Source organism: Sedimenticola hydrogenitrophicus (genome assembly GCF_029017505.1).
GTDB classification, from domain to species: domain Bacteria; phylum Pseudomonadota; class Gammaproteobacteria; order Chromatiales; family Chromatiaceae; genus Sedimenticola; species Sedimenticola hydrogenitrophicus_A.
The window spans coordinates 1-19,327 of record NZ_JAQGEI010000058.1 but is presented as its reverse complement, the minus strand read 5'-3'; the positions used below and the strand labels follow the sequence as shown (position 1 = coordinate 19,327).

General features: G+C 62.8%; 16 protein-coding genes. 9 read left to right on the top strand and 7 right to left on the bottom strand.

Annotation, left to right across the window (positions count from 1 at the left end; genetic code table 11):
• Nucleotides 1–97: 97 nt before the first annotated feature.
• The 3 genes from O9K64_RS22575 to O9K64_RS22565 all read right to left on the bottom strand — a co-directional run bounded on the left by O9K64_RS22575 (nucleotide 98) and on the right by O9K64_RS22565 (nucleotide 1,952).
• Complete coding sequence (locus O9K64_RS22575) at nucleotides 98–538, bottom strand: hypothetical protein (protein WP_275100380.1); 441 nt, start codon at nucleotides 536–538, stop codon at nucleotides 98–100.
• 354 nt (nucleotides 539–892) lie between these two features.
• On the bottom strand, nucleotides 893–1,402 hold the full coding sequence (locus O9K64_RS22570; protein WP_275100379.1) for a MaoC/PaaZ C-terminal domain-containing protein: 510 nt from the start codon (nucleotides 1,400–1,402) through the stop codon (nucleotides 893–895).
• 142 nt (nucleotides 1,403–1,544) lie between these two features.
• A complete protein-coding gene (locus O9K64_RS22565; protein ID WP_275100378.1) occupies nucleotides 1,545–1,952 on the bottom strand; it encodes a VOC family protein in 408 nt (135 codons plus the stop codon).
• A 607-nt stretch (nucleotides 1,953–2,559) separates the two neighbouring features.
• On the opposite strand from O9K64_RS22565, the gene O9K64_RS22560 reads away from it, so the two are divergent.
• The 5 genes from O9K64_RS22560 to O9K64_RS22540 all read left to right on the top strand — a co-directional run bounded on the left by O9K64_RS22560 (nucleotide 2,560) and on the right by O9K64_RS22540 (nucleotide 10,655).
• Entirely contained in the window at nucleotides 2,560–5,118 is a 2,559-nt protein-coding gene (locus O9K64_RS22560; RefSeq protein WP_275100377.1) for a putative bifunctional diguanylate cyclase/phosphodiesterase, read from the top strand.
• Nucleotides 5,119–5,124: 6 nt separating this feature from the next.
• On the top strand, nucleotides 5,125–6,435 hold the full coding sequence (locus tag O9K64_RS22555; RefSeq protein ID WP_275100376.1) for an ATP-binding protein: 1,311 nt from the start codon (nucleotides 5,125–5,127) through the stop codon (nucleotides 6,433–6,435).
• A complete protein-coding gene (locus O9K64_RS22550; RefSeq protein ID WP_275100375.1) occupies nucleotides 6,432–7,064 on the top strand; it encodes a response regulator in 633 nt (210 codons plus the stop codon). Before O9K64_RS22555 ends, O9K64_RS22550 begins: the two co-directional genes overlap by 4 nt.
• Nucleotides 7,065–7,506: 442 nt before the next feature.
• The gene (locus O9K64_RS22545) at nucleotides 7,507–8,139 is read left to right on the top strand and encodes a response regulator (protein WP_275100374.1); all 633 of its coding nucleotides are present in this window, start codon (nucleotides 7,507–7,509) and stop codon (nucleotides 8,137–8,139) included.
• A 185-nt stretch (nucleotides 8,140–8,324) separates the two neighbouring features.
• A complete protein-coding gene (locus O9K64_RS22540) occupies nucleotides 8,325–10,655 on the top strand; it encodes an EAL domain-containing protein (RefSeq protein WP_275100373.1) in 2,331 nt (776 codons plus the stop codon).
• An 84-nt stretch (nucleotides 10,656–10,739) separates the two neighbouring features.
• Here the strand turns inward: O9K64_RS22540 and O9K64_RS22535 are convergent, their stop codons facing one another.
• From O9K64_RS22535 to O9K64_RS22525, 3 genes are all read right to left on the bottom strand, one after another.
• Nucleotides 10,740–11,384 (bottom strand): TorF family putative porin, encoded by a 645-nt coding sequence (locus O9K64_RS22535; protein WP_275100372.1) that lies wholly within the window; start codon nucleotides 11,382–11,384, stop codon nucleotides 10,740–10,742.
• A gap of 432 nt (nucleotides 11,385–11,816) precedes the next feature.
• Nucleotides 11,817–12,239: a DUF4399 domain-containing protein gene (locus tag O9K64_RS22530; RefSeq protein WP_275100371.1), complete on the bottom strand. Its 423-nt coding sequence runs from the start codon at nucleotides 12,237–12,239 to the stop codon at nucleotides 11,817–11,819.
• Between the two features lie 388 nt (nucleotides 12,240–12,627).
• Entirely contained in the window at nucleotides 12,628–13,056 is a 429-nt protein-coding gene (locus O9K64_RS22525) for a cytochrome c (protein ID WP_275100370.1), read from the bottom strand.
• A 158-nt stretch (nucleotides 13,057–13,214) separates the two neighbouring features.
• Between O9K64_RS22525 and O9K64_RS22520 the strand changes: the two genes are divergently transcribed.
• Complete coding sequence (locus O9K64_RS22520) at nucleotides 13,215–13,610, top strand: hypothetical protein (protein WP_275100369.1); 396 nt, start codon at nucleotides 13,215–13,217, stop codon at nucleotides 13,608–13,610.
• An 85-nt stretch (nucleotides 13,611–13,695) separates the two neighbouring features.
• The gene (locus O9K64_RS22515; protein ID WP_275100368.1) at nucleotides 13,696–14,682 is read left to right on the top strand and encodes an N-acetylmuramidase domain-containing protein; all 987 of its coding nucleotides are present in this window, start codon (nucleotides 13,696–13,698) and stop codon (nucleotides 14,680–14,682) included.
• Here the strand turns inward: O9K64_RS22515 and O9K64_RS22510 are convergent.
• Entirely contained in the window at nucleotides 14,654–17,389 is a 2,736-nt protein-coding gene (locus O9K64_RS22510) for a tetratricopeptide repeat-containing protein (protein WP_275100367.1), read from the bottom strand. The genes O9K64_RS22515 and O9K64_RS22510 overlap by 29 nt on opposite strands.
• A 445-nt stretch (nucleotides 17,390–17,834) precedes the next feature.
• Here O9K64_RS22510 and O9K64_RS22505 point away from each other — a divergent pair, with 445 nt between their 5' ends.
• Nucleotides 17,835–18,161: a zinc ribbon domain-containing protein gene (locus tag O9K64_RS22505; protein ID WP_275100366.1), complete on the top strand. Its 327-nt coding sequence runs from the start codon at nucleotides 17,835–17,837 to the stop codon at nucleotides 18,159–18,161.
• Nucleotides 18,162–18,182: 21 nt separating this feature from the next.
• Nucleotides 18,183–19,190: a TIR domain-containing protein gene (locus O9K64_RS22500; protein ID WP_275100365.1), complete on the top strand. Its 1,008-nt coding sequence runs from the start codon at nucleotides 18,183–18,185 to the stop codon at nucleotides 19,188–19,190.
• Nucleotides 19,191–19,327: the final 137 nt, after the last annotated feature.

Here is a 19,327-nt window from a genome sequence, read left to right as displayed (position 1 = left end):
GGTGAGTAACACGAACCGCATCAAGTCTTTCCGAGAATGATGCGGTTCGCAAGCTCACCAGCATCCTACAGTGCTGTTGGGCTTGTCCGACCGATGCCTAGAACCCGTACCCGTCGTCCGTCTGTAACTGTTCGAAGGCCGAGACACGCCCGGCGACGAATTCGACCCGCGCCACCGTGTACTCCTCACGGGTCTCCGAGTTGATCCAGACACTGTGAAAGGAGATGTGTCGCCGACCCTCGCTGTCGAGGAAATAGACCGGGATGCTCATGCGGTCCGTGTAGGGGTAGTGCCTGACCCGGGTATAGCCCCACACCGTGGCATGCCGATCACGGCTGGTGCGGGTGAAGACCTGGTCCGGCGGCCCCCAGGCGAGCCGCACCATATCGGCGTTAAAACCGACCTCGACCTGCCCCTGACGCACCTGCTCCTGGATCTCCGCCGGGAATGAGTCGAACAACGCCTGGTTCTCGGCAATGCGCCGATCCCGCAGCTCCTGCACCGAGGCACAGCCGACCAGCGCCAGCAACAGACACAATAAGACGATTACGGCCTTGCGAGCACAATGCCCTGCTACGCGGACCTGGATCAAGCAAGAGCAAGTGATATTTTTGTAGGGTGGATAAGCCGGTAGGCGCATCCACCGTAGCACTGGTGAGGAGTGGTACATGGATGTACCGTTTACGGACCTGAGGATGGCATGCGCCTCTGGCTTATCCACCCTACATCTACTTTCCAGCCGCAGGGGGGCTGCGTTCACCTGACGTAAACGAAGAATCAATGACTCAAATGACTCAGCGCCAAGTTCTTCATGAGACAACATGGTCAAGTCACTCCCGATTCCGATCCAACCGCTACAGCCTTTCAGCTAAAAGTATAGGCCGCTTGTCCGTCAGTCGGAGTGGTTAGCTCGTTCCGCCCAGCCGGGACGCCGCCGCACAAACCAGGTGGAGCTGAGGGTGGCCACCAGCTCGCCGCCCTGGCGACGGATCTCATTCCGCAGTTTGAGCATACCCTCGCCCGGACGACTGCCCAGCTCCCGGGCCTCGGCGATCTCGGTGCGGGCCGAAAGCCGGTCACCGGCGAACACTGGCTTCAACCAGCGGATATTGTCCCAACCGGGCGAGATCACCGTTTCGGCGTTGGGAAACGCCTCCTTGCTGAGGCGTCGCCAGATCGCCGCCACCTGCGGACCCGAGGCGATCAGACCGCCCCACCCCTGGGCCACCGCCGCCGCCTCGTCCAGGTGGAACGGCTCCGGGTCATACAGGGTGGCAAAGGCGATCATCTGGTCACGGCGCATCACCCAGTCGCCATACTCGAACACCTGGCCGACGGCGAAGTCCTCGAACCAGATCATCTCCGGATAGACACCGGTGGTAACAAATTCACTCTGCTGCATCGGTTTTCCTGTTCGCGGGGGTGTTTTCATGCCGGTCCACGAGGGGTCGCGCTACGTGAGGGGTCGGAGTCAAACCGCCCCAAGTTCGCTGTAAAAGTCACCACCTGCGGGCGGTTTGACTCCGACCCCTGGAGGAGACCCATCAGTCCCTCGGCCCGGCCCAGAAGAACGGATTGTGGGCGATCTCCCAGAGGTGGCCGTCGGGGTCCTTAAAGTAACCCGAATAGCCGCCCCAGGAAACCTTCTGCCCCGGTTTCGCCAGGGTCGCTCCGGCGGCCACCGCCTGTGCCAGCAGTTGATCCACCTCGGCCTCGCTCTCCACGTTGTGCGCCAGGGCGAAGCCGGCGAATCCACTGCCCTCCGGCGAAACCTGGGCATCCTCGGCCAGCGCCTCGCGCCCGAACAGCGCGAGCCAGCTGCCGTTCAGTGTAAAGAACGCCACCTCCGGCGGCGACTCCATGCGCGGCAGGCCCAGCCCCTGCTCATAGAACCGTACCGACGCCTGCAGATCCCGGACACCCAGGGTGATCATGCTGATTCTCGGTTTCATCCGTAACCTCCTTCGCTAAGCCACTTCGCCAAGGATAGTAGCAGTGGGCCGCGGTCACTACACCTGTTTGCCATGGTTTCCGGCACATCCCAGGCCGCCACCAATCGGCATTAAAGTAATCAGCGGCCGTGGCCGACACTCTGGATAACAAGGATAAGAGTGGAATGCTACTTAGTTAAGCCCAGAACCACCGTCATCCCGGCGAATGCCGGGATCCAGGCGGCTCGGTGGAGGCGGTTTTCCTGGATTCCATCCTTAGGTCCATAAACGGTGCATGGCATCCTCGGCTCCGTAAACGGTACATCCCTGTACCACTCCTCCGGCTTGCGCCGGAATGACGGAAACAGGTGTATCCCGGCTTAACTAAGTGCCATTCGGATAAGAGTGCCGTTTTTCTTCAAGCACCGGCTGACGACATGATGGTTACCAGGCCAGGCTGAAAAAAATCCCGGCTGATTTTATGGACCTATAAGCCCACTCTTTGTAGTGCTTCAGAGAGAAACAAAGTAATGTGGACCGGGTTCGGCCACGGCCGCGATGCCAGGAGCCTGTCTGGCTTGGCCGAAAGATTCCCGGGACTGGACCGGTAATTGAGGATCAGCGATAGATGCGCAGGATGCTAAAACTCCACACGATCAAAAGTTTCATGCTGGTCGCGGCGCTGGCGGGTGCACTGGTCCTGTTTCTTGGCGCCTATCTGGTGGTGAGCGAAGTGTACGATCGCAGCGTACGCAGTGATGCCCGCACGGTCTCCGGCATCCTTGCCGGCCAGACATTCGACAGCATGTTTCAGGTCATGCGCCGTGGCTGGAACCGGGAGGAGCTGGAGGAGTTCATCGAGGCGATGCGCCAGCGCTTCCAGGATACACCCTACTCCCTGGAGATCTACCGCGGCGCCATTGTGGAGGCGCGCTTCGGCACGATTGAACAACCCGATCCCGATCCGATTATCCGTCAGGTCTTCGAGCAGGGACAGCGACTGGTGACGGAAAATGACGAGGGGCTGCGCCATGTACAACCCCTGACAGCACGCGAGGAGTGCCTGGTCTGCCACAAGAATGCCAGTGCAGGGGATGTCCTCGGGGTCATCGACCTGCGCCAGAACCTGCGGCCGGTGTTGAATCAGGCCCGCTCCCAATTCATCACTTCGCTCTCCCTGATTGTCCCCTTGATGCTGGCGGGTGCCCTCCTGGTGGCGCTGTTGATCCACCGGCGCGTCGACCGGTCACTGGGACGCGTGCGCGACTGCGTCAGAAAGGTGAACAAGGTCTCCGACCTGGCGCGTTTCGATCTGCAATACGAACCGGCCGAGTTCCGCGAGCTGGATGAGATCCAGGATGAGTTCAACGAGCTGGCCACCCGGCTGCGCGCGGTGGCTGTGGACAGGGAGCTGCTCGAATTCGAAATGCGGCTGATGGAGCGCTTCATCATTACCTCGGAGGTGGTGCGGGACTGGCGCGAGTATGTCTGCCAGCTGCTCACCGAGATCAACGAGGTGCTGGAGGCCTACATGCTGTTCACCGTATTCAAGGTGGAGGAGGAGACCTTCGATCTCGAAGTGTTCTGGCGCAACCAGCCGGCACCCCATGTGCAACAGGTACTGGAACGCAATGTCCGCGCGGTACTGCAACGCCACCCCTACTTCCGGGGGGCGGCTGCCATCGAGGTGAAACACAACGTGGCCGATCCCAGCCGCGAACTGACCTACCTGGCCAATGAGGATATCGAACTGCAGAGCAAAAGCCTGTTCGTCGACATGCCGAAAATCGGCGGTATCGTCGGCATCGGGGTACAGGCCGGACTGGGCAGGGATCCGATACGCCTGCTGGTGGCCGAGAGCATCCTCTCGACCCTGCTCAACGTGGTCGGCTCGGTCAAGGCAATCTACAAATACACCAAGGAGCTGGAGTACTACGCCACCCGCGATCCCCTGACCGATCTCTATAATCAGCGGGTGTTCTGGGAGCTGATCGACTACGAGATCAGCCGCTGCGAGCGCAAACCGGAGCGGCTGGGCCTGCTGGTTATCGACCTGGACAACTTCAAGAACATCAACGACAACTATGGCCACGCCTTCGGCGACCGGTTTCTGCAGGCCTTCGCCGACCTGCTCAAACGCCACTTCCGCCAGGGCGACCTGGTGGCGCGCTACGGCGGTGACGAGTTCGTGGTGCTGCTGGCCGATACCCCGGAAAACCAGGCCTACAGCGTCGCCCTGCGGCTAGTGGAGGAGTCCAGAAAACTGGCGATAGCCGCCGACGACGGCCAGCCGGTGCACGCCACCATCTCCATCGGCATCGCCCTCTATCCCGATCACGCCGAACCGTCCCGCGATCTGTTCATGATTGCCGACAACATGATGTACCGGGCCAAACAAGGCGGGAAAAACCGGGTCAAACTGGCCGGCAGTGAAGAGGTCGCGGAGGTCTATCGGGCGATCGGTGCGCAGAGCTTTACCATTCTTGCCGCCCTGGAGAACAAGCGTTTCATCCCTTACTTTCAACCCATTGTGGCCAGTCCTGATGCCGGCGAGTTTGCCTTCGAGGTGCTCAGCCGCATGCTGGGCGAGGAGGGCGAAATCATTGTCGCCGGTGAGTTCATCGAAGTCGCGGAACGCATGGGGGTGGTGCATCAGATCGACTACCAGATCATGGACCGCGCCTTCGAGCGGGTCAGCCACCAGGGCTACAGCGGCCTGCTGTTTGTCAATCTGTCACCCAAGGCGCTGATTCTGTCGGAATTCGTCCCCGAGGTGATGCGCCTGGTCGACCACCACGGCATCAGGCCGGAACAGATCGTGTTCGAAATCACCGAGCGCGAAACGGTGCGCAATCTGACCCTGCTGCAACGCTTTGTCAGCGAACTGAAACTGCGCGGCTTCCAGTTCGCCATCGATGACTTCGGCTCCGGTTTCTCCTCGTTCCACTATCTCAAGCACTTCCCGATCGACTTTGTGAAGATCGACGGCGAGTTCATTGTCAATCTGATGCACGACCGGCATGACCAGATATTCGTGCGCCACATCTCGGCCATGGCCCAGGAGCTGGGCATCCGCACCGTGGCCGAGTTCGTCGAATCGGACGAGGTACTGACCGAGGTGAGAAACGCGGGTATCGGCTATGCCCAGGGCTACGCCATCGGGCGGCCCGGTCCCGAGCTGGAATGACCGCCGGTGTCCCCTGAACGCCCTTGGCTGTTGTTCTCGCTCATCGCACTGATCCTGCTTGAGCTGATTTTACTGATGCGCCACAATCCGAGCGAGAGTGCCCCATGGCTGCCTCTGGCGCTGGCCTTGCCGCTCCTGCTGCTAGCCATCGGCCAATGGCGCAGTGTCGTGGCGGCACGTAAACAACTGACCGACAGCCATGACCTGCAGGAGAAGCGCATTCTCTCCTTGCACGACGAAGTGGCCACGCAACGCGGACGGGAGCTGTTCTATCGCACCATCCTGGAGGACATCCCCGAAATGATCTGCCGCTGGAAACCGGATGGCAGCATCAGCTACGTGAATGAACACTACTGCAACTATCTCGGCATCTCCGCCGACAAGCTGCTGAGCAACAGCAATCTGTCACTGTTTCACTACGGCCAAATGACCATCGACGGCAGGATCGATCCCAAGCCATACCTGGATAATCCCGTGGTGGAGGTGGAGTTCCCGGTGACACTGCCCGACGGAACCCTGCGCTGGCAACGCTGGGTCGACCGCGCCCTGTTCAACGATCAAGGCGAAATCTGCGAGTTTCAGTCGATCGGTGCGGATGTCACCGAACACAAGCTGGTGGAGGAGCGGGCTTTGCGACTGGCCGAGGAGAACCAGCGGCTGGCGCGCATGGCGCTCAATATTCAGGAGGAGGAGCGGGGCCAGCTGGCGCGCGAACTGCACGACGAGTTGGGCCAGAGCCTGACCGCGATCCGCACCGAGGCACGCACCATCCGCCGGCTGAACGGCGTGCACAACGCGGTGATTGACGAGTGCGCCGGTGCCATCAGCAGCGTCGCCGATCAGGTGTATGAGGTGGTGAGCGGTATCATGCAGCGCCTGCACCCGGCACTGCTCGATGACCTGGGGCTGATCGCCGCTTTGCGCGAGATGGTCTTCAGCCGCTGGAGCAGCCAGCATGCGGAGGTAGCGCTGCAGGCCGACCTGGAGGAGATCGGCGAGCTGTCCTGCAAGGTTCGCCTGACCGCCTACCGGATTGTCCAGGAGGCGCTGACCAATGTGGCCAAACACGCCCAGGCCAGCCAGGTACAGCTGAAGCTGCGGCGGTTGCCGACCGACCGTCTGGAGCTGGTGATCCGGGATGACGGCTGCGGACTTGATCCCGAGCGCAAGCGCCACGGCTACGGCCTGTTGGGGATGCGGGAGCGGGCGTTGGCGCTGAACGGACGCTTTAATCTGACCTCCGCCCCGGGGGAGGGGCTGACGATCCTTGTCGAGCTGCCGCTTCTGGAGTTGCAACAACCCGGAGGCGATAGATGACCGATCAACTTGTCTCCGTAATGCTGGTGGACGACCAACCCATCGTCCGTGCCGGTTTTCGTCGCCTTATGGGTACCGACGGCACACTGCGCTTCTGCTGTGAAGCCGCTGACGGTGAGGAGGCCTGTCGGCTCTACAAGCTGGAACGGCCGGATGTGGTGGTGATGGATCTGATCATGCCGGGCATGGGGGGACTGGAAGCGGCGCGGCGTATCCTCGTCGGTGACCCGGTGGCCAGGATCCTGGTATTCAGCGTGCATGACAATGAGGAGATGTTGGCGCGTGCCCTCAAGGTCGGGGTGCTCGGCTACCTGACGAAAAAGTCGGCCCCGGCGATCCTGCTGGACGCGATCGGCAAGGTGGCCCAGGGGCATATGTACATCGATCCCGAATTGGCGGGCAAAGCCATACGTTATGGCGGCGGCCTGATCGGGCGGCTGACCCAGCGGGAATTCGAGGTATTCCGCCTGCTGGCCGAGGGCAAAACCCCGGGTGAGATCGCGGCCCTGTTCTGTATCAGCCCGAAAACCGTCAGCGTGCACCAGACCCATATCATGCAGAAGCTGGAGGTGCGTTCCCTGGTGCAGTTGGCGCATGTGGCGTTGCGTCACGGTATTGTTCGTTCCTGAACCTTCTGGGGTCGGAGTCAAGCCACCCGACCGTTTACCCTCTCACTCTGCCATGGTGTGGCTTGACTCCGACCCCTACCTCCACGGCCCAACCACCCAAGGAGGCGCTTAGCGAATGTAGGGTGGGTTAGGTGCGCTCCGCGCAAGGGATTGCCGATTGCATTTCACCTTGCGCGCACCGTAACCCACCGTTTTGGCGGTCGGCAAGTCGCCTGTCATTCAGAGACGCGCAATCCATAAAGTAGGTCAACCCTGACGAGTAGCGATGGTGGATGCGCCTACCGGCTTATCCACCCTACAAAACTCCGGACCCAGACTCCCGCTTGTTGGGATCACCCAACCACCTAAGGAGGGCCTTAGTCTTACATAGGCATGATACCAATACACTTTTTCTCCAGCTGACGTCATGCTATCGCCTGTATTAAATACCGGTTAACTGCTGATGCCTCCTGTTAGGATACTGCTGGTCGACGATCATCCTATTGTACGCCACGGCTTCCGGCGCCTGCTGGGCACGGACAACACCATTGAGCTGGTTGCCGAGGCGGAGAGTGGCGAACAGGCCTGCCGGATCTACCCCGAACTGAAACCCGACCTGGTGGTAATGGACCTGATCATGCCGGGCATGGGCGGACTGGAAACGGCACGACGGCTGCTGGGCCAGGACCCGGAAGCCTGTATCCTGGTGTTCAGCGTGCATGACAATGAAGAGATGCTGGCCCGAGCCCTGGAGATCGGCGTACGGGGCTACCTGACCAAAAAATCCGCCCCGGGGATGCTGCTGGAGGCGATACAGAGCCTGCAGCGGGGCCAGATGTTTCTTGATCCCGAGCTCTCCGGGCGCATGCTGCGACGCAAGGGCGGGCTGCTCGAACGCCTCACCCAACGGGAGTTCGAAGTATTCCGGCTACTGGCCGACGGACGTTCGGCGATGGAGATTGGGCAACTGCTCTGCATCAGCCCGAAAACCGTCAGCGTGCACCAGACCCACATCATGCAGAAACTGGAAGTCCGCACCCTGGTGCAGCTGGTCCATATCGCGTTGCGGCAGGGCATATTGGCGCCCTCTTACTGACTCCGGCACCTCGGAAATATAAGCAATTTCTTATTTTCATCTAGGCGCCAGGCCAATGGCCGAGAGCAGCCCTGTGGTTAGATAATAACCACCCTATGATTGATGTTAACAAGGTGGCTTTCATCCGGTCGGCAGGCACGCTGACGCTGCTCTCAGGCCTCCCCATTCCCGCTTGGGCCGTGGCAATGGGCACGCCCGACTTACCTGAAAATCCCGCATGGCTGATACTGGCCGGCCTGATCATTCCCGGGCTGCTGGCAGTCATCGCCTGGCGCAAGCTACGTCGCACCCTGCTGCCTATCCAGTCCGTCACCCGGGCGATAGCGCAGTTGCGGGATGACCTCCAGGCACCGATTCATGTTATGGATGATCCCCACCACGCCGGCGGCCTGGCCTCCGGCTTCCAGCACCTGGTCGACCTGATCCAACAGCGGGAGCAGAGCCACCGCCTCGCCCGTGAGGTATTCGACCACGTCCGCGAGGGTATCCTGGTCACCGATCCCGACGGGGTGATCCTGGCGGTCAACCCCGCCATCAGCGAAATCACCGGCTATTCCGCGGACGGACTTATCGGCCAGCCGGTACGCCTGTTCAAATCGGGGCGCCACGACGCCGCGTTTTACGCTGCCATCTGGGCATCCGTCAACACCACCGGGGAGTGGCGCGGTAGCCTGTGGAACCGGTGCTGCAACGGCGAACTGGCATTGATGCGTCTATCCATCTCGGCGATCAAGGATGCGGATGGCACGACCTACCAGTACATCGGTATCTATAGCGACATCACCGGGCAGCACCAGATGGAAAAGGCCCTGCGACAGGCCCATGACTACCAGCGCCAGCTAATCGACACCCTGGGGGAGGGACTCTTCAGCGTGGATGCCGAGGGCGATCTGCTGTTCATGAACCCGGCCGCGGAGCGGCTGCTCGGTTGGCGCGAGGCCGAATTAATCGGCCGCAATGCCCACGACATCTTCCACGGACAGCGTGCCGACGGCGCCCCGCTGGCCCGACATGAATGCCCGATGCTGGGCGTATTCAGCCGGGCCGAGCCCTATCAGGGCGAGGAGACCTTCACCCGGCGTGATGGCAGCCGTTTCCCGGTGCTGTGCCACTCGACGCCTATCATGGAAGAGGGGGCCGTCACCGGGGCGGTGATCGCCTTCACCGATATCAGCCAGCGCAAGGAGTATGAGCGGCGCATCCATCACCTGGCGTTTCACGACAGTCTCACCGGGCTGGCCAACCGCGCCTTTCTGATGCAGCACCTGCAGCTGCTGCTGGCGCAGGAACGGCGCCATCACCATGGCGCGAAGGTGGCGGTGCTGTTTCTCGACCTGGACCGCTTCAAACATATCAATGATTCGCTGGGACATCCGGTGGGCGATGCCCTGCTGGTGGAGGTGGCGCGGCGGCTGCGAAATATACTGCGCGAGGAGGATTTGCTGGCGCGCCAGGGAGGTGACGAGTTCATCATCGTGCTCTCCACGCCGGCCGTGGCGGCGGTAAAAGAGCAGCTGCTGCCTGAACGCGTGGCGCGCAAGGTCCGACAGGCATTCGAAGAACCGTGCCACATCGGTACGAGCGACCTCTATGTATCGGCCAGCATCGGCATTGCCCAGTTTCCCGAGCATGCCCGGGATGCGGATACCCTGTTGCGCTACGCCGACCATGCCATGTATCAGGCCAAGAACAGCAGCGCCGGTTATGCCGTCTACAGCCATGCCATGGAGCGTGCACAACTTGAGTCGGCGCCCCGGCTGGTGACGCGCCTGCATCGGGCGATAGAGGAGCGGCGGCTCTCGGTGCAGATCCAGCCCATCATCGAGCTGTGCAGCGGGCGGACGGTCGGTGGAGAGGTGCTGGCGCGCTGGTGCGACGAGGCGCGCATGGTGCCGCCGTCCACTTTCATCCCCCTGGCCGAGGAGACCGGCCTGATACATCCGCTGGGCGAGTTCGTGCTGGAGGAGGCGTGCCGTCTGCTGAACGACTGGCGCCGGATCAACGCCGGTCTTTACCTGGCAGTAAACGTCTCGCCACGTCAGCTGACACACAGGCGCTGGCTGCGCGGCGCGCATGACACACTGTCACATCACCACACACCTCCCGAGGCGCTGGAACTGGAGGTGACCGAATCGGCCATGGGCTCACTGCCCCGGCGGGCACGGCGCACCATGCGATGGCTGCGCCAATGCGGCATCCGCTGCTCGATCGATGACTTTGGGACCGGCCACTCGTCCCTGATACGGCTGCGCGAACTGCGGGTGGATCGGCTGAAAATCGACCAGGCATTTGTCCGCGAGCTGCCGGATTCGACACACAGCGCCACCATTGTCCGCAACACCATCGCACTCGCCCATGACCTGGGTATGCAGGTGGTGGCCGAAGGGGTGGAGCAGGAGGCACAGCGCGACTGCCTGCAGCGGATGGGCTGTGACTTCGCCCAGGGATACCTGTTCGATCGTCCGCTGGCGGCTGAGGCATTCGGCCAGCGCCTGCGGAACGAGCAGATTCACTGAGGGGTATGATCGATACCAGAGGTAGGCTGGACGAGGGCTGTTTAACCCCGGGGGCGGCGGACACCGCCCCCGGTCTGGAAAGGATCAGAAACTCTTCGAGACGGTGAAGATACCCCGGCCATCGGCCAGGGAGTTGTTGTCGCTGTCGGTATCGGTATAGGCCAGTTCGAAATCGACCCCGAAGGCGGATTTGCCGACCGCTACTTTCCAGTCCGTCACCTCATTGCCGGCATCCGGATCGGTATAACCGACATGCAACCCGAGACTGAAATCCTGCGGCAGGGCGAAATCGGCCCCCGCCTCCCAGTAGGTGTTGTCGTTGTCCGGGTCATGGGAGACCTTGGCACTGAGGAAGTCGTAACTCAGACCCAGATAGACCTCCTCGAAGTTGAGGTTGGACTCACTGGGATAGTCGTAGTGAATCACGCCCACGTCGACACCGAGGCCATTGCCGAGTTCGGTGCTGTAACCGCCGTAGAGATCCAGCTCCACATTGGCATCGCTTTTGAAATCGACATTGGAACCCCAGACCCCGACATAGAACCCGCTGGCATGGGCATAATCAAAGCCGCCCTGGATGGCCGGTCCATTATCCGTCTGCGAGGTACCCCGCCAGACATAGTCGGAAGTCAACGCCACGTTGCCGCTGATCGGACCCTCGGCCAGGGCCAGACCGCTGTATGAACCCACCATGAAACAGCAGGCGATGGAAATTTTTTTCAGCTTCATTGGATCAACCTTTCATTAGTAGTGTGATGGATCAAACACGCCCGCATCTCCCTCGGCTCTGGCTTCCTGCTTCGCTCTACCTCCTCCCTCCCTGGACCAACAGGACACGTGGGCGCGGTTGGCTGCCGATCACTCAGCACGCCCTGTGCCAAATCCTAAAAGACCCGGTAATACAACGAGTTGGTAAGGAATCTCGGAAACGGCGTCAGACACCGCGCACAATATTTGTGCGCGGCCACATGGCTCGCGGCCCGGCCTGCTTCAAACTGGCGCAGGGTCCGCGCGAGCGCTTCCGACCCAGGCAGGCACGGGGGCCTGCCCCTACATATGGCAGGAGCCGCGCGGGAGCTGTTGACCCCGGTTGTTTACGGCCAGATAGGAACGGCCAGTCTGCCGCTGTCCACGGGTAGCCTGGCCGTCGGTGTGGGAGGATCACTTCACGGTGATGGTGATCGGGTCGGAGACCACCGGCGGTTCATGGGGAATGTGCGCTTTGTCACCGAGAATCAGCTGCAGGGTGTGCTTGCCGGGACTGAGGGTGAGCTCGGCCTCGGTCTGCCCGCCACCGAAGTGCTTGATCTCCTGGCTCAGGGGCTGATCCATAGCGGGCATCATCTCACCGTCCACCATCAGGTGGTGGTGACCGGTGCTCTCCTTCTCGGTACCGGCGGGCGCCACCCCCATCCCCCTTAATCCAAAGATCACGCTGAACGTGGTCGGTACCGTCTCGCCATCCGCCGGCGAAATGATGTAGACCGACGCCTCCTGCGGCGCGGGGGTACGCTGCATCTGTGCAACGACAAGGCTGGAAACCAACAACAGTAAAAGCAGCAGCGGGGCTCTGAGCGTTTTCATTATTCTCTCCTTGTAACCGCGTATCGACCTGACGCAATTTTGCCAACTCCTCCCTCCTGCCCAAACCGGCCACCGGACGATGCTGCACGGGCGGTTCGAATCGGGCGGGGACTACAGATCAATACTAGACAGGGAATCGGCGGGTAACAACATGGAGAAAGTACGCTTGTCGGGATCGGGGTGGGTTCACCCGGTCGGCCGAATCCTCAATGGTGGTTGCGGCATCGGTGGGTTACACGGCGCCTAGGCGTTGTCACGGTTTGGAAGTGGCGTGCCTGTGCGCCGTTAACCCATCCTACGATGGCGGACGTAGGATGGCTGGAGGAGGAACGACGTAACCCATCAACAAAATGGGGGGACAGTGCGGCGATGGCATCCCGCCCCCCGTTTATTGCACCCGGTAACCCGCATGGCAGCCGACACAGGCCGCGGTGACCTGTTGCAGCGCCTGGTACGCCGCCATCGCATCGCCCTCCTGGGCGGTGCGGGAAAAACGGCTGGCGGCCCCGTGCATCCGGGTGCCCGCCTGGCGCATCCCCTCCGGGTAGAACGGGGCGATATGGCTGGCCCCGTGCTTGTCCAGGGAGCTCATACCCAGCTCCGCCTCGGCCAGTTCGGCGGCCTCATCCAGCCGCCCCTCGGCCAGCTGCAGCAACAGCCGGTCGATCACCACCAGGTGGCCGCGCATATTCTGCAGCATGTGCGCCTTCATCGGCGCCGGCAGTTCCACCATCACCCGGGCATCCGGCTCGGCGTGGGCGGGGGTAACCAGCAGAAGGGAGAACAGGACAACTGCCAAGCGGTATGGACTGGACATGGGACGCCTCACGAGATCTCTGGAAAGGCACCATTCTAGGAGCGGGGAACCGGCCGCACGTATGATCGAAATCATATACCAACAGACTGCATCACCGTGGAAAAGCGCTCCGGGTCGAGCGGCTTGACTCCGACCCCGGCATGATCCAAATTGAGTCTATGACCACCCTTCGCCGCTATCGCAAACGTCCCGACCAGGCGGTCACCGCCATCCGCCTGGAGCTGGACACCGAGGGTCTCCGTTATCGCAAATGGGGGGCCGAGCAATGGGGTCGGGGGGGCGACTGGCTGGTCGACAACCGGGGCGACGTCTATACCGTCGCCGCCGATGTGTTTGCCCGCACCTACCGGGAGATCGCCCCCGGCCGTTATATCAAGACCACGCCGGTGTGGGCACGCCGGGCGCAGAGCGCCGGTACGCTACCCACCCGGGAAGGCGAGTCACACTACGCGGCGGGGGACTACCTGGTGTTCAACCAGGCCGACGAAACCGATGGCTACTGCATGGCGGCGGAGCGGTTTCACGCCATGTACGCGCCCGCTGACGCCGAATAGCTGACTACCCCCGCCTGCACGCCATGCAGCCTGCCCGGCTGTGCCATACTTTCCCCTGTACTGCCGTGCAGACCGGACTTGCAAAATGGATTTTGTCACCCTGATCAATGACCCCCGCATCCAGCGGATCCTCACCCACCCCGAAGATGACGGCAGCGCCTGGCGCGCCGCGCTGGCGCAGTTCCTTGTCGCCGACGTTCGACTGACCCGGCAATCGGCCGGCGAGTCGGCCATCGGCGCGCTGCAACGGCTGATGATCTTTCTCGGTTACTCCACCGCGGCCAGCGGCGCCTTCCTGATCGACGGTGACTTCGGCCGTGGCACCAACCGGGGCATCGCCCAGTTCAAATACGAGCATCGTCTCAGCGGAGAGATCTCCCGCGTTGACTTGTGTTATCCCTGCCAGTGGAACAGCGCCCGCCGCCTGATCGACAGCATCCCCGACGCCACCCTCGACCAGGCCACATTGCGGGCGATGCTGCAGGAGGCGATCCGGCGCTGCGAACAGCAGCGGATCATGGCGGGTGATTTCGAGCTGGCCATCTTCCATCTCAACGCCCTGCAGCAGAACCGCTTCCTCGATTGCCGGGCGATCCTGGAGCGCTACGGCGCCGCGGCCGAGTCCGCCTCGCGTCGCCTGCGGGACACCGAAGGCGTTGAGGTGAGATCCGAGTGGGTACTCTCCATCATCCGCCAGGAGACGGCGGGGATCATCCGCCCGCGCTTCGAACAGCACTACCTCTCCCGGCTCAATCGCGCCCATCCGGATGGCGACCTGGCGGAGCTGCGCATGCGCTCGATGAGCCTGGGGCTGGGTCAGATCATTGGCAGCAATTACCGCGCCGTGGGCGCGCCCGATGCCGGCACGCTGTTCACCGCACCGCTGGATGAACAGGTGGCCTATGTGGCCCGCTTCCTGAAACCGAAACAGGCCCAGACCCGCAAGCGCGACCCCGCCGAAGCGGACTTTCATCAGGTGGCGCGCTTCTACAATGGCCCGCAATATGCCGCCCATCACTACCACGAGCGCCTGGCCCGCTGGTTCAGGGAGTTCCGTCTACTGATGTCATGACAGCGCCCTTGCGCGGCGCTGAACGCAGCCGTCCCAGGCGCAGGAACAGGCGGTCGAACAGCGCCAGGTGCAGGAGGGGAAGTATCCATCCGATCAGGCCGATACCCACGCCGATGGCGGCCCGCTGCAGGATCGAACGCAGGCGGAAAAACTGCATGATACGTTTACCGAAATGCTGCCCGAACAGCGCCAGGACCAGGTAGCCGACCAGCAACAGCACGCCACCGCCGGCCAGGTTCCGCAGGGTGAGGGCGTTGACCAGCCAGCCCCACAGCGCCCGCATCGGCGCCGTCTCCATCAGGCTCAGTTGCGGATGGCTGAGCAGTCCGTCGATGAACCAGTAGCCGACACCGCCCAGCAGCAACAGGGCCAGCGCAACCGCCAGCGTCTTGAGCGCGGCACTGAGGTGCCACACCTTGAAAAACTTCAGGTGCGAGACCGCCAGGTGCCGGTCAAGCGCGGCGGCACCGAGGCCGTTGCCGGATGCGTTGATCGATTGCATGGCCGCGTCCAGTTCGCGGAACGGCCAGGGGCGGGTGACATCCCGCGCCAGGGGAAACGCGCGCAACTCGCCGGCCGCCGCGGACATGGCGTGGTAACCGCTGTTCATCAGCGCAAACGCCTCCACGTCGGTGAACGAATCCAGGTCGGTGCGCATCATGGCCAGACGTTGCTGTACCTCTTTGCGGATGCCGTAACGGGTAACCGGCGCCGTCGCGGCGGGATCCGCCGGCACCCCGCTCCCCTTCCAGTCGAGCTCCCGCCCCTCCAGCCCCTGGGTCAGGTGCACATAGGTCATGCCCTTCAGCAACACACTCTCCTTGCGGGCGTGCAGATCCTCGTATTCGCTGCCGCGTATCCGCCCCATCATCACCGACATGCTGCGCAACACCGGCCCCAGGATTCCGCCGGCGGGATCATCGTCGGCGCTCAGCTGGCCGCTGGCATCGCTGATGATCATCACCGCGCAGTCCTGCTCGGTGAGTGCGGCCACCCCCAGATTGTCATACACCCCGCCATCCACCAGGCGGATATTGCTCCGCGCATACAGCCGCGGCAGTTCCAGCGGCTCGAACAGGCCGGGTACGCAGGAGGAGGCCGCCACCGCGTGGCCAAGCCGGAAGTGGCGATAGCGCGGCTCCGGCGCCTCCTGGTAATAGAGCCGGCGCAGGCGCGGGTTCTTGTCGAATTCCCGGTTGACGATGTTGGGCGACTCGCCCATCCAGCTGACGGTGAACTGCCACAGATGGCCGGTATTGAGGGTGGTGGCGTTGAGCACCAATTGGGGGATCTTGTGGCAGCGCCGCCAGTTGACATCGCCGGGACGGAAACCCTCGGCCTCGTCCGGCGGCCGGATGGCCAACTCGTCCAGATAGCGCCGCGGCGAACCGTCGTCATCGACCCGGCTGTAGAGATGCTGCTCATACAACTCACCCAGATACTCGGTGCGCGAGTAGGTGGGCAGGAACAGCATCTTGAGATTGGCCAGGGGATTGGCCAGCACCCGCATGCGCAGATTCTTCTGCACCCCGTCGAGGAAATCATCGATCAGCTTGTCCACCAGGTCGAGGTAATCGCGCTGGCTGATCTCGGCATCGCCCAGGCCGCGCCGGGCCGGATCGTTCCGATGCCGGGTGAACTGCAGCAGCCGGCGCAGCTCCAGGTAGTAGTGGGCGCCGACGATGGAGCCGCCGGAGACACAGGAGAGCACCTCCAGGTGGCGCAGCATGTCCAGCTCGGCCAGTCGCGCCAGCACCCCCAGATGATAAAACGAGGCGCGGAAACCGCCGCCGGAGAGGGCCAGCCCCACCTTGCCCGCAGCCAGGGTGTGGGCCGCCCGGGCGGACGACTCGCCGAGCAGCGGGATGAGCGCCCGCCACGCGGGCGTGTCGCGGATGGCATCGGGATCCTCCAGCGGCGTTTGCACCTGGACCAGGTGGACCAGTTGCTCCACCGTGCTTTTGCGCCACCAGTCCGGCACCCCGTGCAGCCGGGCGGCCTGTGCCAGCAGGCTGTCGGCACGTTCGCTGTCACCCACCCCAAGGTGTGCCTCCGCCAGGGTCGCCAGCAACCAGTAATCCTCCGTGGTCACCTGGGCGGGGGACGGCAGGCGCTCGGCCAGGGCATCGATCACCTGGCGTCGTATCGCCAGGGCGTCGTCGTGCCGCGCCCGGGCGCTGTCGATGGCGGTGTTGGCTTGGTGGCTGCTGGCCTCCAGCCAGGCCAGCACATCCTGGATATAGGCGGCGTTGATCGCCGTGTAACCTCCATCGCCGGCCACCCCGCATTCGAAGCCGCGCCGGTAGTAGTGCAGCGACTGCTCCAGCCACTGGCGGCGGCTGTCGATCCGCCAGCGCCGCTTGTAGAGTGCACCGACCAGGCCGAGGGTCTCCTGGTCCCGGGTGGTGGGGAGATCGAATTCCGCTGCCAGCAACTCCAGCGCCCGGTCAAACGCCTGCAGCTGCAACAGGCTGTGGTCCTTGTAGGTGGCCAGGGCCAAACCCTGCACCAGGCGGATGCGCGCAGCGCGCTCAATATCGCCGCGCGCCAGCACCTTCAGCAACAGGCGCCGTGCCCAGTAGTGGAGATCGGCCGCGATCAGCTCCCGGGCCAACCGGTCCACCTCCCCTGCCTCCATCGCCTGGCCGCGCAGGACCGCCCGCGCCCGGCCCACCAGTGCTGAATTGATCTCCTTGCGTTTGTCCATGGTGAGGCAATCTCCCTGTGCCGGGAACCGGACCCGACGTCTAGCCGCCGATTTACAAGCTGAGTATAGTCAAGCGCCTTTGGCCCAGGCGTGCTGCCGCAACGTGCCGAACAGAACCGTTAGACCGGGGAACCGGCCTCGCAATCAAAGGGAAGCATTGGGCCACCCCTTCGGCCCACTTTCCGGACGTAGGGTGCCGGTGAGCCCGCGAACCGCACCAAGCCGCATCGGAAACTACAGCACCCCTTGATGCGGTTCGTTTCACTCACCGCATCCTACGTCCTGAGTAGAGTCGGACGCCCTTTGGCCACGCCGCCTGCCGCGACGGGTCCGGTGGTCTACAATTTTAACTGCCGGCGCACGGCAGGTTGGCCCCACGGATGTCGAGCTTCGGGGCCGGGTGGATGGAGCGATCACTCCATCAATCAACAGGGAGAGGCGCAACATGTTTTGTCCGGAGTGCGGAACAGAGAACCCAGACAACGCCCGCTTCTGTGGCAACTGCCGCCATCCGCTGGCCAGCCCGGCCGGTGGCGGGCACGTGGGGAGCCCGGTGGTCGAGCTTGGCGCCGAGCCGCAGGGAACAGTCCCGAATGGCCTGAAGTACGGCATCCTGGTGGCCACCCTGTTCATTCCGTTCATCGGCCTGGCCATGGGCATCATCTACCTGGTGCAGGGCGAGTCGGAGGCGAAGAAGGATGCCGGCAAACTCTGGCTCTACGCCAGTATCGCCATCATGGTCTTCTATCTGATCATCAGCGGCGACCTGTAGCCGGACGCAACAGGTGAGTCGATGAGCAACACCTCCGCCACCATCACGCTGCAGCGTAGCCGGACCAGTTCCAACCAGCTGCGCCAGTTCACCATCACCCTGGACAACCGGTCCATCGGCAAGATCAAGTCGGGCCAGACCAAACAGTTCATGGTGCCTGCCGGTCCCCATCTCATCGCGGTCAAACTGGACTTCTACAAAAGCCGGCCGCTGTCCATCCTGCTGCAGCCAGAGCAGGAGCTGGCGCTGCGCTGCGGTGACCGTTCACCGGAGAACCTGAAAGAGATCTTCAGCCTGAAGGGGATTGAGAAATCGATCAACTCCGTGGTCAAGCCCAGCCAGTATCTCTATGTGGAACAGAGCGGGGAGCGCCCGCCTCCCCCGCCGGAGCGCACCGCCGATGCGGTTGCCCGGCCGCAGGCCGCGGCGGCGCGAAAAAGGCATTCCGGCAGTATCTTTGTCTCCTATCGGCGCGAAGACAGTCGCGAGGTCACCGGCCGGATCTGTGACCGGCTGAACGGCGAGTTCGGCAAGGAGACGGTGTTTCGCGACGTGGACTCGATCCCCGCCGGGGTCGATTTTCGCGAACATATCGGCAACACCATCGACCACTGCAACGTGCTGGTGGCGATCATCGGCAACCAATGGCTGGAGGCGAAAAATGCAAAGGGTGAACGCCGCCTGGAGCTGGCCGGCGATCCGCTGCGGGTCGAAATCGAGACCGCCCTGAACAAGGGCATCCCGGTAATCCCGGTGCTGGTGAAGAACAGCCGGATGCCTGATGCCGACGAGTTGCCGGAGAGCCTGCAACCGCTGGCCTATCGCAACGCCATTATCATCCCGGGCGAACCCTACTTCCATTACGGCGTCGACCGGCTGATCGAGGAACTCGGCAAGAGCCTGTCACCGCCCAGGGCGGCACAACCCACCGCACCGCAGAAGTTCTGCATCCACTGCGGCGCCGAGCTGGCTCCGGGCAACCGTTTCTGCATCCAGTGCGGCCAACCGGCCGGCGATGCAGCGCCGTAGGAGCGGGTGGAGAGGGAACGACCCGTCGACCTGACGTCGTTCCATGCACCGTAGGAGTGGCTTCGCCGCGAACACCTTCGCGCCAGAGGCGCTCCTACGAATCGGGGGATCGGCAGGATGGGTGGAGGAGGAACGAC